12 protein-coding genes are annotated in these 12458 nt (G+C 29.5%); 9 read left to right on the forward strand and 3 right to left on the reverse strand.

Annotation, left to right across the window (positions count from 1 at the left end; genetic code table 11):
* Nucleotides 1–62: 62 nt before the first annotated feature.
* Nucleotides 63–557 (reverse strand): methylated-DNA--[protein]-cysteine S-methyltransferase, encoded by a 495-nt coding sequence (locus ACREVU_RS14980; RefSeq protein ID WP_431552413.1) that lies wholly within the window; start codon nucleotides 555–557, stop codon nucleotides 63–65.
* A gap of 176 nt (nucleotides 558–733) precedes the next feature.
* Between ACREVU_RS14980 and ACREVU_RS14985 the strand changes: the two genes are divergently transcribed.
* From ACREVU_RS14985 to ACREVU_RS15000, 4 genes are all read left to right on the forward strand, one after another.
* Nucleotides 734–1996, forward strand: coding sequence for a putative DNA modification/repair radical SAM protein (locus ACREVU_RS14985; protein ID WP_431552414.1), 1263 nt, complete (start codon nucleotides 734–736; stop codon nucleotides 1994–1996).
* Nucleotides 1989–2720: a TIGR03915 family putative DNA repair protein gene (locus ACREVU_RS14990; protein WP_431552415.1), complete on the forward strand. Its 732-nt coding sequence runs from the start codon at nucleotides 1989–1991 to the stop codon at nucleotides 2718–2720. The genes ACREVU_RS14985 and ACREVU_RS14990 overlap by 8 nt, the downstream gene beginning before the upstream one ends.
* Nucleotides 2721–2804: 84 nt before the next feature.
* Nucleotides 2805–3176 (forward strand): hypothetical protein, encoded by a 372-nt coding sequence (locus ACREVU_RS14995; protein ID WP_431552416.1) that lies wholly within the window; start codon nucleotides 2805–2807, stop codon nucleotides 3174–3176.
* Between the two features lie 50 nt (nucleotides 3177–3226).
* Nucleotides 3227–4420: an acetate/propionate family kinase gene (locus ACREVU_RS15000; protein ID WP_431552417.1), complete on the forward strand. Its 1194-nt coding sequence runs from the start codon at nucleotides 3227–3229 to the stop codon at nucleotides 4418–4420.
* 130 nt (nucleotides 4421–4550) lie between these two features.
* Here ACREVU_RS15000 and ACREVU_RS15005 read toward each other — a convergent pair whose 3' ends face one another.
* Nucleotides 4551–5726: a DUF4317 family protein gene (locus ACREVU_RS15005; RefSeq protein WP_431552418.1), complete on the reverse strand. Its 1176-nt coding sequence runs from the start codon at nucleotides 5724–5726 to the stop codon at nucleotides 4551–4553.
* Between the two features lie 568 nt (nucleotides 5727–6294).
* Nucleotides 6295–7122: an NAD(+) diphosphatase gene (nudC, locus tag ACREVU_RS15010; RefSeq protein WP_431552419.1), complete on the reverse strand. Its 828-nt coding sequence runs from the start codon at nucleotides 7120–7122 to the stop codon at nucleotides 6295–6297.
* Between the two features lie 266 nt (nucleotides 7123–7388).
* Here nudC and ACREVU_RS15015 point away from each other — a divergent pair, with 266 nt between their 5' ends.
* From ACREVU_RS15015 to ACREVU_RS15035, 5 genes are all read left to right on the forward strand, one after another.
* A complete protein-coding gene (locus ACREVU_RS15015; protein ID WP_431552420.1) occupies nucleotides 7389–8543 on the forward strand; it encodes a ribose-phosphate pyrophosphokinase in 1155 nt (384 codons plus the stop codon).
* Nucleotides 8544–8941: 398 nt separating this feature from the next.
* A complete protein-coding gene (deoD, locus tag ACREVU_RS15020) occupies nucleotides 8942–9655 on the forward strand; it encodes a purine-nucleoside phosphorylase (protein WP_431552421.1) in 714 nt (237 codons plus the stop codon).
* A gap of 210 nt (nucleotides 9656–9865) precedes the next feature.
* Nucleotides 9866–10897, forward strand: a complete 1032-nt coding sequence (locus ACREVU_RS15025) for a DUF2804 domain-containing protein (RefSeq protein ID WP_431552422.1) — start codon at nucleotides 9866–9868, stop codon at nucleotides 10895–10897.
* Between the two features lie 1013 nt (nucleotides 10898–11910).
* On the forward strand, nucleotides 11911–12147 hold the full coding sequence (locus ACREVU_RS15030) for a TIGR04540 family protein (RefSeq protein ID WP_431552423.1): 237 nt from the start codon (nucleotides 11911–11913) through the stop codon (nucleotides 12145–12147).
* Between the two features lie 140 nt (nucleotides 12148–12287).
* The gene (locus ACREVU_RS15035) at nucleotides 12288–12419 is read left to right on the forward strand and encodes a hypothetical protein (RefSeq protein WP_263628353.1); all 132 of its coding nucleotides are present in this window, start codon (nucleotides 12288–12290) and stop codon (nucleotides 12417–12419) included.
* The last annotated feature ends 39 nt before the right edge of the window (nucleotides 12420–12458 follow it).

The following is a 12458-nucleotide window of genomic DNA, read 5'->3' on the forward strand; positions in this document are numbered from 1 at the left end:
CAGAAAAAATCTCCCACTTGTAAAAAAAAATGGAGTGTTTTTTTGATATATTATTAGAAAAATTATTTTTCAACTTTAAGGCCTTCTATTTCCAATAGTAGCTTTTGAGTGGGCGTCCTATTGCCTGCAAAACCTACGAAGTTTCCATTTTTACCAATAACTCTATGACATGGTACAATAATAGGCAATTGATTGTTTTTATTTGCTTGCCCAACTGCTCTTACAGCTTTAGGATTTCCTATGGCCTCTGCAATCTGCAAATAATTTCGTGTTTCACCGTAAGGAATATCTTGAAGAGCCTTCCATACCTTTTTTCTGAAGGGTGTGCCTTCTATTGATAGGGGTATGTTGAAGTTTTTTCTTTTTCCTTTGAAATATTCATCTAACTGAACTATAACTTCTTTGCATAGCTCAACATCTTTCTTAATAAATTCATGTTTGTTCTTGTATTCTATCCAATCTTCTTCAAAAATATCTACTTTCTTAACACCAATTTCATCCACAACCACATGAATTAAACCAATAGGGGAATCATAAGTATCATAACCGATTTTCATAAAATCACTCCTCAATTAAATGATGCTCTATATAATTAAAAGGTAACATAAGATTTCTATCCTGTCCATATTATGTTTTTATATGATATATCAAATAAATTATATTTTGAGTTATTTGTATTTTCTTTTTATCTTAAATATGATAAAATGAGAACAAACGTTTGGGGGATGATGAAATGGATGTAATGAGAAAGCTTGAAATATTATCTAATTCAGCAAAGTATGATGCTTCTTGTTCTTCTAGTGGCTCCAATAGAAAGAACACAAAGGGCGGCATAGGAAATGCAGCAACAACGGGTATTTGCCATTCTTGGTCACAGGATGGTAGATGCATTTCACTACTCAAAATTTTGTATACTAATAAATGCATATATGATTGTAAATATTGTATTAATAGAGCCAGCAATGATTTAGAGAGAACTAGTTTCACACCTAAAGAAGTAGTAGACTTAACTATGAATTTCTATAGAAGAAATTATATAGAAGGATTGTTCTTAAGTTCTGGGGTAGAGAGAAGTCCGGATTACACAATGGAAAACCTAGTTAAAATTATAAAAGATTTAAGGCTGATTCATAAATTTAACGGATACATTCATGTAAAGGCTATTCCAGGTGCTGATCCAAAGTTCATTTATGAGGCGGGCTTGTACGCAGATAGACTGAGTGTAAATATAGAATTACCATCAGAAAAAAGCTTAAAGCTTTTAGCACCTCAAAAGAGTAAGGAAGCTATATTAAAACCAATGGGACTTATTACCCAAAGCATAATAGAGTCCGCTGAATATAAGAAAAAAGGATTTAAGGCCCCAAAGTTTACCCCTGGGGGACAAAGTACGCAGATTATGGTTGGTGCAACTAATGAAAGTGATTTACGGGTAATTAGTCTTACAGAAGGGTTATATAATACTTTTGGACTTAAGAGAGTGTACTATTCTGCTTATGTTCCAGTGGTATCAAATATAAATTTACCAGCCATTCAAACTACCCCTCCACTTTTAAAAGAGCATAGAATGTATCAGGCGGACTGGTTATTGAGGTATTATGGATTTAAGGCCAATGAATTATTAGATAAACAAAATCCTAATTTTGATGTAGATCTAGATCCTAAAGCGTTTTGGGCATTAAATAATTTAGACAAATTCCCAGTGGAGGTAAATAATGCTTCCTATGAGACATTACTCAGAGTTCCAGGTATAGGAGTAACATCAGCTTTAAGAATTGTAAGAGCTAGAAGACTTTGTAATCTTTCTTATGATAATCTGAAGAAAATAGGAATTGTGCTTAAAAGAGCTAGATACTTTTTAACCTGTAGTGGAAAATTTTATGGAGATAAGGATATGGAAAGAGAAAGACTTAAAAGCTATTTATTAGATTATGAAAGTTTTGATGAGCCGGAGCAACTAAGTTCATTTACCCAAAGGAGTGATTTGTTTGGTTAGATATATTTATGATGGAAGCTTTGATGGATTTTTGACGGTTATATATAATTGCTATTATGATAGAATTCCTGAAAGCATAGAGTCTGAAAATAGCTATAACATAAACATTTTATATGAGGATATAATGATAGAAACTGATACAGTAAAATCAAATAAAGTATATGTGGCTATATTGGCGAAAATTTCAGAAGATGCACTAATTCATGTGTATCGAGCATTTTTATCTGAGGCACAGGGAATAGAATTAAAATTATTTAAATATATACAAATAGGTTTTAAGATAGGTAGTAAAGTAAATGATTTGCTAACTGATGAAACTGTAAATGAAGTACAAAAATATTCTAGAAAAGTGGGATTTGAAGCACATAGATTTTTAGGATTAGTTAGATTTCAAGAATTCAATAACATCTTGTATGCTTCAATTGAACCTACTTATAATATTCTTGAGTTAATAGGAAATCACTTTAAAGCAAGACTCGCAAATGAAAAATGGGTAATCCATGATGTAAAGAGAAAAATCGGCATAGTTTATGAAAATAATGAATGGATACTTAGGGATTTAAAATTTGAGAAAATGGAAAGTCATGAGGAAAAAGAGTTGTTCTATCAAAATCTTTGGAAGGCCTTTCATAAAAGTATTGCCATAAAGGAAAGAACAAATGAAAGACTTCAGATGCAGCTTATGCCTAAAAAATATTGGAACAATTTAACTGAGATGAAATAATGTCTTAAAATGTTGCTAAACATGATATAATACTTATATGCGCATTTGTTAGAAAATTGTTGATTTAAGAAAGGAACGATAAATATGAAAAAATTAATAGAACACGAAGAAATTGAAACTCCTAGTATAAGTATTGAAAGAAAAAAACGCAAGATGGAAGAAGTTTACAAAACGTTAGAAAAACTAGGTGCTGTTAGTAAAGAGACAGCTAAGACCAGTAAAGAAATTAACAGCAACCTTCCTAAAGAGCCTGTTGTTAATCAAGTAGATTATGTGAAAAAAAACAAGAAAGCTCAATTAAATACACCTTCATTTGTAGGTTCACTGGCAGGGGTTATGTCTAAGGCTAAAATACTTGGAAAAGTATATAGAATTGAAAAGGAAAATCAAGAAGCTAAATGGTACATATTAGGTAAAATAAAAATGATTAATGATATAGATCCAAGAGATATGTAATATTTATAGTCTGTAATAATCACTGTAAACATGCGGAAGGAGAATTTATTATGAAGATATTAGTAATAAACTGTGGTAGTTCCTCTCTAAAATACCAACTTATTAATATGCAAGATGAAAAATCTTTAGCACAAGGACTGATTGAAAGGATTGGTAGTGAAGGCTCTGTTTTGACTCAAAAGGTAGATGGAAGAGAAAAATATATTGTAAAACAAAGTATACAAGATCATAAAGATGCAATTAAATTAGTTCTTTCAACTCTTATAGATGAAACTAATGGAGTAATTAAAAGTGTAGAGGAGATATCTGCAGTAGGTCACAGAGTGGTTCATGGTGGAGAATATTATTCTAAATCTGTATTGATTGATGAAAAAGTAATGAAGGCTATAGAAGATTGCTCAAAACTCGCACCACTTCATAATCCACCAAACATTACCGGAATTAACAGTTGTAAGGCACTTATGCCAAGCACTCCAATGGTGGCAGTGTTTGACACGGCCTTTCATCATAACATGCCAAAATATGCATATATTTATGCACTACCATATGAATTATATGAGAAGCATAAAATAAGAAAATACGGATTTCACGGAACTTCACATAAATATGTGTCCCAGGTAGCTGCACAAATGATGAACAAAGATATTAAAGATTTAAAAATTATTTCCTGTCATTTAGGAAATGGAGCAAGTATCGCTGCGATTAAAGGAGGTATATCCATTGATACAAGTATGGGATTTACACCTCTTGCAGGTATTGCTATGGGCACAAGATCTGGAAATATTGATCCATCAATTATAACTTTTATGATGGAAGAATTATCTTTGTCTCCAGAACAAGTAACAGAAATACTTAATAAAAAATCAGGGGTACTGGGTGTTTCTGGAATAAGCAGTGATTTTAGAGATCTTTGGGAAGCGGCTAAGGACAGTGAAAGAGCACGACTTGCTTTAGACGTTTTTCATTATGAGGTTAAAAGGTTCATCTGTTCTTATGCAGGAGTCCTAGGTGGTGTAGATTGTATTATATTTACTGCAGGTGTTGGAGAAAACTCAGCGAAATCTAGAGAAGCCTGCTGCAAAGGATTAGAATTTTTAGGGGTTAAAATAGATCAAGAAAAAAATAATGTTATAGGCAAGGTGGCAGAAATAAGTACATCAAATTCAAAAGTAAAAGTTTTTGTTATACCTACCAATGAAGAGTTAATGATAGCGAGAGATACAAGGGAAGTTGTTAATTCATAATGTATAAGGCACATTTAAACAAATAATAAATCAGTAAGCTAGTCTGTTTTTTCGAATTTGTCTTATTTAAAGAAGCCTCTACAATTATCATCAGTTGTAGAGGCTTCCTTGATTTTTTTTATTTATTTTTCTAAAATTCTTCAGTTTCTAATTTGAATCCTTCTATTGTAATATCTTCATCGATTTCAATAAGGAGACAGCGTTTACCGTCTTTATTTTTAACTTGTTTAACAGAATTAAGATCTTTAGGGGTTAACGTAATATTTGCCATTTCACTAGTAATCTTAATAGATTTTGAATTGAATTCAGGTACAATATTATTTATTTTAAAATTATATTTGCTACCACAAGTTTCTTCAAAAACAGTTTCAATATCGCATGCAATCTCTGCACCACAATTATTAAGAATATTTTTAATATCTTCAATTCCAAGAGTAGGAGATTCACCTTCTTCAGCTTGCTCAGAAAGTTCGTGTATATTAACATAAATGTCTTGCATAAGTTCGGGTTTTATTTTGTCTCCAATTATGGATTTTAATATATCACCGAAGCAGTTTTTTTCATCTTCAGCAGTGAATTTAAAGCCACAATTAAGAACATTCTCAATGAAGGTGGAGTTTAACTCTTTAGGTTTTGAGGCATAATATAAAATTTTATTAACGTCCGTATACCCACTGGTAAGACTAGGAAACATAAATCCTTCTAATGGAGAATTAAGATTAATAACTGAATCTAAAGTTGAATTTGCTTTAAATTCTTTATCAGTATAGTCAAATTTTAGAGTTCTTTTTGGAACATCTATTTTATTTACACTTGAAAGAATGAAATTAAAAGCTTGAACTGCATCATCTATGCTTTCATCTGCAGACATATTTCTATGGCTAGAACCTAGCCAATATTCAGCTTTAATAAAAGTAATAACCACATCAGTTTCATATTTATAATTAGTTGCAATTTTTTTAATGAATTTATTAAGGGAGTCTTGAATTTCGTTTTTATCATCTGATTTCAGAGCGGCTCCTAAGATTTTTTGAGTGCTATTATCTTCTTCTATATTTTCAAATTCCAAATCAAAAATTTTAGTGTCAATAGCACCAGTAAGAACTTTCTTGAAATTAGCTAGAAAAAGCTCTTTTTTATCCATATCCATTCTATCAAAATAATCAAATTCTGAATGAATAACTGGCTCAAAATCAATTTGTACATTATCTTTTTTTAAATAAACACTATAAATTTCTTGAATTTTCAACATTCCACTATCCAATTTAAATTCTTTTCGTATGTCTGTCAATTCTTTTTTATTCATGGTTAAACCTCTTTTCATTGTTATTTTATTTTAGGCACATTTAAGAAAATATACTTAAAATTGCTGACTCCATATTTTCTTTAATATGTTTAAAATTATAACACAAAATTAGGTAATGAAATTACAAATTTCCTGTATTGATTAATAATAACTATTGACAAAGTATTATTAGCATGTTATATTATAAATATAATAAGCGCAACTTATCATATATTTAGTAAAATCTTTAAACAAAGCTTGATACCCCCAACAAATTGAAAATAAGAGAGTGGGGTGAGGTCATAAAAATATATAAAAACTATGAGTAAACTAAGAATTAAATGATGATTGCCATTGCAATCGGCTAAGAAGCCATTAAAGTAATTACTTAGAAATACAAGAGATAGCATACCGTAATAATTTAAGTTTAAGTTCGTAACTCAATACTGATTTAATGATTAAGATAAAAAACGGAAATATAGTTTAAGGAGAAAAATATTGTTAAATATATTAAAAAAAAGTAGAAGTTAGAATCTAATTCGCTGTGAATTAAGAATTCTAACTTCTATTTGTTTTATATTATTTTATTTTAATAATTATCAGTAAACCAGTTAATTAATTTTTTAGCTATGCTTATACTGTCAGGAGTTACTGGCATTTTGGTAGAGCTATACCAATCAGCATGTTCAATTTCTTTTCCATCTACTTGTATTTCTCCACTTGCATACTCGGCAGTAAATCCTATCATTAAAGAATTAGGGAAAGGCCAAGGTTGATTTCCAAAATATTTTATATTTTTTACAGTAATTCCAGTTTCCTCACGAACTTCACGAACAACACAATCCTCAAAAGTCTCTCCAACTTCTACAAATCCAGCAACAACACTATATAAATCCACAGCAGATTGAGTGTTATGAGCAAGGAGCAATTTACCTTCTCGTACAACGGCTACAATTATGGCTGGTGAAATTCTAGGGTAATTTACAAGTCCACATTTGGGACATTTTTTAGCCCTTTCTTCCGATAAATTCACTGCGAATGTACCACATCTTCCACAATATTTATGATCATTATTAAAGTTTACTATTTGGATAGCTCTACCTCCTATCCAAAACATCTCATCAGATAAATGATGAGTTAGTGCTTTAAACTTGCTGAAATACATATTGTTTGGGATAATAGCTTCTTTTGACAATTCTCCACAAAAGCAATTTTTGCCATTTATAGACCCGAAATATTGAATATTATTTAGTTCTAAATTTTTCAGATCTTTAATAGCGGGTATTATGGCTTTATTGTCTACAGATTTAACTAATAGCTCATCCTTGCAAAACAAAAAATACATATCTTCCTTTGACTCAGGCAAAATTGCAGCTACTGCTGGTATAAAGTTTGTGATATTTTCCTCGTTATGCATTAGTATCATATCTCCAATCTAAAGTTTTATATTTTGAATTAATAGTGTGTTTGTTTTTATTTACATTTTATTAATTGCATATAATTATATCATATATGCAAAGTCTTTAATATTCTAAAATTTATATTCAATTTATAATTATGGGGTTCTTTTAGAATTGTATATATGTTAAAATTAGATATATGTTAAAATGTAATGATAAAATTATTTAACAAAATTATAGAGTGATTTTAAGCCGTTTTTGTATAATTCAAGGAGGTATTATTATGGGTCTTAAACAATTGCCTAGTATTCCATATTGTAGTCTAGGTATTATGGCATTAGAAAGTAGTTCAGAATTGGGGAATAGAATTAATGAAATTTTAATGAAAAAACGCAATGATTATATGAATGGATCTATAAATCCAGTCATGGGTGGCGATGGATCTTTCCTTATAAATATGACTGATACTAGATTTTCAAATGGTGAAGGGAAGATTATTATAGAGGATACGGTTAGAGGAAAAGATATATTCATATTATGCGATGTAGGAAACTATAATTGTACCTACACAATGTATGGCTTTGAGAACCACAAAAGTCCAGATGATCATTTTCAAGATATAAAAAGAGTTTTATCTGCATTAGGTGGAAAAGCAAGGAGAATAACTGTAATAATGCCATTACTCTATGCAAGTAGACAACATAGAAGAAAACGTAGAGAATCACTTGATTGTGCCATAGCACTTCAAGAATTAGAAAGATTAGGGGTTAATGATATTATAACCTTTGATGTTCATGATCCGAATGTTCAGAATGCAATACCACTTATATCCTTTGATAATTTATATCCCACTTATGAAATAGTTAAAACTATTTTAGAAGAAGAACCTGAACTATTAGTTGATAAAGCAAAGGTGCTGGTAATAAGTCCAGATACCGGTGCAATGGATAGAGCAGTTTATTACTCTAGTGTGATTGGTCTTGATATTGGACTATTTTATAAAAGGAGAGATCATTCAAAAGTAGTAAATGGTAAAAATCCAATAGTCCAGCATGAATATATGGGCAGAGAGGTTGAAGGGCAGGATGTGTTAATAGTTGACGATATGATAGCATCTGGTGAATCAATTTTTGATATAGTATTGGAACTTAAAAAACGAAAAGCAAAAAGAATATTTGTTACTGCAACTTTTGCATTGTTTACTGAAGGTATTGAAAAATTCAATAAATTTTATGAAGAAGGTTTAATTGAAAGAATATATTCAACAAATTTAACTTATATTCCCAAAGAAGTTAAGGAAGCTAAATGGTTTCGTGAAGTTGATATGTCCGGATTTATAGCTAGTGTAATAAATAACATGAATTATGATAAATCTATAGCTCCACTAATGGATGCTACTAAGGGTATAAAAGATTTATTGAGCAAAAGATCATTATAAGTAGTTGTAATTTACAAAATTAATAGAGTAGTACATATATAAAGACTATCATGGTAAAATAATTATTTTACTATGATAGTCTTTATACTTGTTCAAAATATCATACTAGCTTTGAATCTTAGATATAAAAATTTTAATTTAAACTTAGTTTACATACTAATTATTATGTAAACTAAGTTTAAATGTAAACCTGCAGAAAATTATTATTTAATATTAAAAAAACAATATATGTGATATATTGAAATAGAAAACATAGCATATTATATTAATAATTAAAAATTAAGTGACATATGTCATTTTTTTATGTAATTAATTTTGATATAATAAATCATGTTTTAATAACATTACTTAATTTACTATATTTTATGAAATCAATATAAGTATAAGGAGGGTTCAATATGATACCAACAGCACATATTGAAGTAAAAGAAGAAGGGGTTATAGCAAAAACAGTATTAATGCCAGGAGATCCATTGCGTGCAAAATTTATTGCAGAAACATTTTTACAAAATGTAGAAATGTTTAATAATGTACGAAATATATTTGGATACACAGGTACATACAAGGGACGTAGAATTTCTGTAATGGCTAGTGGTATGGGGATGCCTAGTATTGGTATCTATTCTTACGAATTATTTAATTTTTATGGGGTAGAAAATATTATTCGCATTGGTTCATGTGGTTCTTATACCGCTGATTTAAATTTATATGATGTAATCCTCTGTACTGATGCTTGGAGTGAATCTACATACGCAAAAGTTCAAAGTGGCTATGAATATGATACAATTGCTGCATCACTTACTTTAAATAATAAATTAGAGAAAATCGCAAATGATTTAGAAATTAAAGTTCATAAACTTAGAGTCCATTCATCTGATGTATTTTATCGTGAAAATTTTGAGGACTACAAAGATATTTATGAAAAGCATGGTTGTTCTTCAGTAGAAATGGAATCATTTGCACTATTTCATAATGCAAATATATTGGGTAAGAAAGCAGCTTGTTTATTAACAGTTTCAGATAATTTAGTAACTCATGAATTAACTACTTCTGAAGAAAGACAAGAATCTTTTACTAGTATGATGAAAATAGCATTAGAAATGGCAGAATAGTCAACTGCCAGCTACCTTAAAGGGTAGTGGCTTTACACTTAAATTTATAAAAATAAAATTTTTGTTTTTACAAACTAATAAGAGGTCAGATTTTTAGATTATATCTAAAAATCTGACCTCTTATTTTTGATAATATAAACTACTAAATACTTCTAAGTCGTGTTATACTTGTATAAAAGGGAAATTATGTAAATAAAGGAGTGCTGGGATGTGATAAATAAAGGATTATATAAAGAAAAAGAGATTCATGAATCTGTGGATCTGTGTGATTGTGATGGAAAAATAAATGAGGAAAGCATTGGTTGGTCTAGAAATCCAGTGTTTAATTGCAATATTAAAGGCTCGTGGTTACGAAAGAAGAAATGGAATTATTGGTCTATAACAAATAATGAATGCCTTTTCTCAGTTACTATATCTAACATTGACTATCTAGGTATGGCATTTGTATATTTTCTAGATTTTAAAACAAAAGAGTTTGTTGAAAAAACAATTATGACTCCTTTGGGTAGGGGATATTCAATGCCCAATAGAGTATCAGAGACTGTAACATTTAAAAATTCTAAAATAGAATTATATTTTATAGGGGAAGAAAAGGGTACTCAAATTGTTGCAAAATGTAATGATTTTATGGGCAAATTAATGGAGGCTAATTTTAATGTAATTTACCCTAAAGGGCATGAGACTTTAAATGTTGTAGTACCATTTAGTAAAAATTCATTTCAATTTACCTCAAAACATGAATCTCTTCCCGTGGACGGAATGCTGAAAATTGGTGAAAAGGTATATTCTTTTGATTCAGATAATACATTTGCTTGCCTTGATTTTGGAAGAGGTATATGGCCGTATAGTGTTAGATGGAACTGGGCTAATGCTTCAGGAATGATAAAAGATAAACGAATAGGGTTTAATCTAGGTGGAAAGTGGACAGATGGGACAGGCATGACAGAAAACTGCATTATTGTTGATGGTAAAATAACAAAACTCAGTGAAGATGTACTATTTGAATATGATAGCAAAAATTTTATGAAATCATGGATTATTAAGACATCTATTACAAATAGAATAAACCTTACATTTGTACCTTTTTATGAAAGAATAGCAAAATCAAATCTTGTTGTTTTAAAATCAGAAGTGCATCAAATGATTGGCCATTTTTCAGGTAGTATTGATACAGATGTCGGAGAGTGCATTATTATAGATTCTCTTATAGGTTGCTGTGAGGAACATCTTGGTAAATGGTAATAAATCAAATTTTTCATTAATATTTAGAAAAAATTAACAAGTATATTTAATATTAAATTGGTTATCATAATAGTGTAGGGTACAAAACAACTGAGCCAATGCTTATATGTTCATTCAATGAATATATAAACCAGCCAAAGTTTCATTACAAATTTCAAATATTAATTTATATTGAAACAGAGGGCGATTTTATACGGTTGGGAAAAGCCGTAATATAGTCGATATAGTAAAACATTTATTATATTATAGTTCCAACCTATCGTATAAAGTCAAGCGAAGATCACATTGGGTGTTGTAATGAGTTTATATAGCCAAGAGGTTATATATAGTTGTGTAAATATCTTCTATGGTCGAACGAAACATCATCAGTGGTAGTGATTTGTTTAATTAGGGTCGAAAGATGTTAACTATATAATAAATTATCTATGTTGGTGCTAGGTAAGTTGTTTTGTACCCCCATATTAAAAATTTTATGATGAATTTAAATACTAAAAGGAGTAGCAATTATTGCTACTCCTTTTTTCAAGCTAAGTTGTCATCACCTGATAAATGGCATGTGTTTTATCCAAATTAAATTCTTACACGTTTACTTTTCGTTTTAAACTTAAGACTTTATAGGCTTCAATAATTAGTACTATTGCAAGAATGAATAACAAAACTGCAAAAGAGTCAAGAATAAAATTCTTATTTTCACTGAATATATGTTACTTAATTAGTGGGAATAATGCTGAAAGTGATACTGCAAACATAAAATCATAGGAATTACAGACATAATAGTTTTCTGAAACTTCCTATATTAATTTAGTAGGTTTATATATAATATATTAAATTGAAATAGAAAATATGAATAAATATTAGGTACTACCTACATGGCAAGTGACTAAATCAATAAAACTTATAAATAATTGTAATTTTATTGATATATATATAGTCTTTGACGGAGATTGGAGATATATTATATAGTATGATATAATATATCTAGAGTAGGAACTATTCTAAGTAAGGAGTGCATTATGAGAAAAGTTTATAAAGACCCAAAAACTTTAGCAACAGCTTTAAGAGATTTAGTAGATTTTTATTTAGATGGTGTAATTACATATGAAAAACTAAAAGAAAAAATAAATATTTTAATTGATGCAAATGAGGAAAGGCTTTACAAGAATGGCAATATGTCTTTAAAAATATCTAATATAATAGGCAATTCTGGGGTAGCAATTATTAATAAGGTATTTACAGAAAGACAAAGTTAATTAAATAAAAGCAATGTTAACCGTACATCATATAGAGTGTGCGGTTTTTATTTACAGAATAATAATTTTCTTGTATATATTCCTAGAAAATTATATAATGTATTAAATGTTAAAATGTTTAAATAGTAAGGAGTGATAAAATGGCTAAGAATAAACCAGCTTTTCCGTCAAGTAACAATAAATCCTCAAATGATCAGGAATCTAAGGGAGATAACAAAACACCTTTGCCAACAGCAAAAAAAGCCATAAGGGGTAACTCTAGGGGTCAATAAATAATAGTAAAGATTTAAAAAGAGCAGTAGTAACTGACT

The sequence above is a fragment of the Clostridium sp. genome (genome assembly GCF_050717535.1).
Taxonomy (GTDB): Bacteria; Bacillota; Clostridia; order Clostridiales; family Clostridiaceae; genus Clostridium_AD.

What these genes read in the sequence shown, in the direction of transcription:
- ACREVU_RS15030 (WP_431552423.1), top strand. Translation starts at nt 11,911, where the DNA reads ATGAGAAAAGTTTATAAAGACCCAAAAACTTTAGCAACAGCTTTAAGA.
- ACREVU_RS14995 (WP_431552416.1), top strand. Translation starts at nt 2,805, where the DNA reads ATGAAAAAATTAATAGAACACGAAGAAATTGAAACTCCTAGTATAAGT.
- ACREVU_RS15035 (WP_263628353.1), top strand. Translation starts at nt 12,288, where the DNA reads ATGGCTAAGAATAAACCAGCTTTTCCGTCAAGTAACAATAAATCCTCA.
- ACREVU_RS15000 (WP_431552417.1), top strand. Translation starts at nt 3,227, where the DNA reads ATGAAGATATTAGTAATAAACTGTGGTAGTTCCTCTCTAAAATACCAA.
- nudC (WP_431552419.1), bottom strand. Translation starts at nt 7,122, where the DNA reads ATGCATAACGAGGAAAATATCACAAACTTTATACCAGCAGTAGCTGCA.
- ACREVU_RS15005 (WP_431552418.1), bottom strand. Translation starts at nt 5,726, where the DNA reads ATGAATAAAAAAGAATTGACAGACATACGAAAAGAATTTAAATTGGAT.
- deoD (WP_431552421.1), top strand. Translation starts at nt 8,942, where the DNA reads ATGATACCAACAGCACATATTGAAGTAAAAGAAGAAGGGGTTATAGCA.
- ACREVU_RS15015 (WP_431552420.1), top strand. Translation starts at nt 7,389, where the DNA reads ATGGGTCTTAAACAATTGCCTAGTATTCCATATTGTAGTCTAGGTATT.
- ACREVU_RS14985 (WP_431552414.1), top strand. Translation starts at nt 734, where the DNA reads ATGGATGTAATGAGAAAGCTTGAAATATTATCTAATTCAGCAAAGTAT.
- ACREVU_RS14980 (WP_431552413.1), bottom strand. Translation starts at nt 557, where the DNA reads ATGAAAATCGGTTATGATACTTATGATTCCCCTATTGGTTTAATTCAT.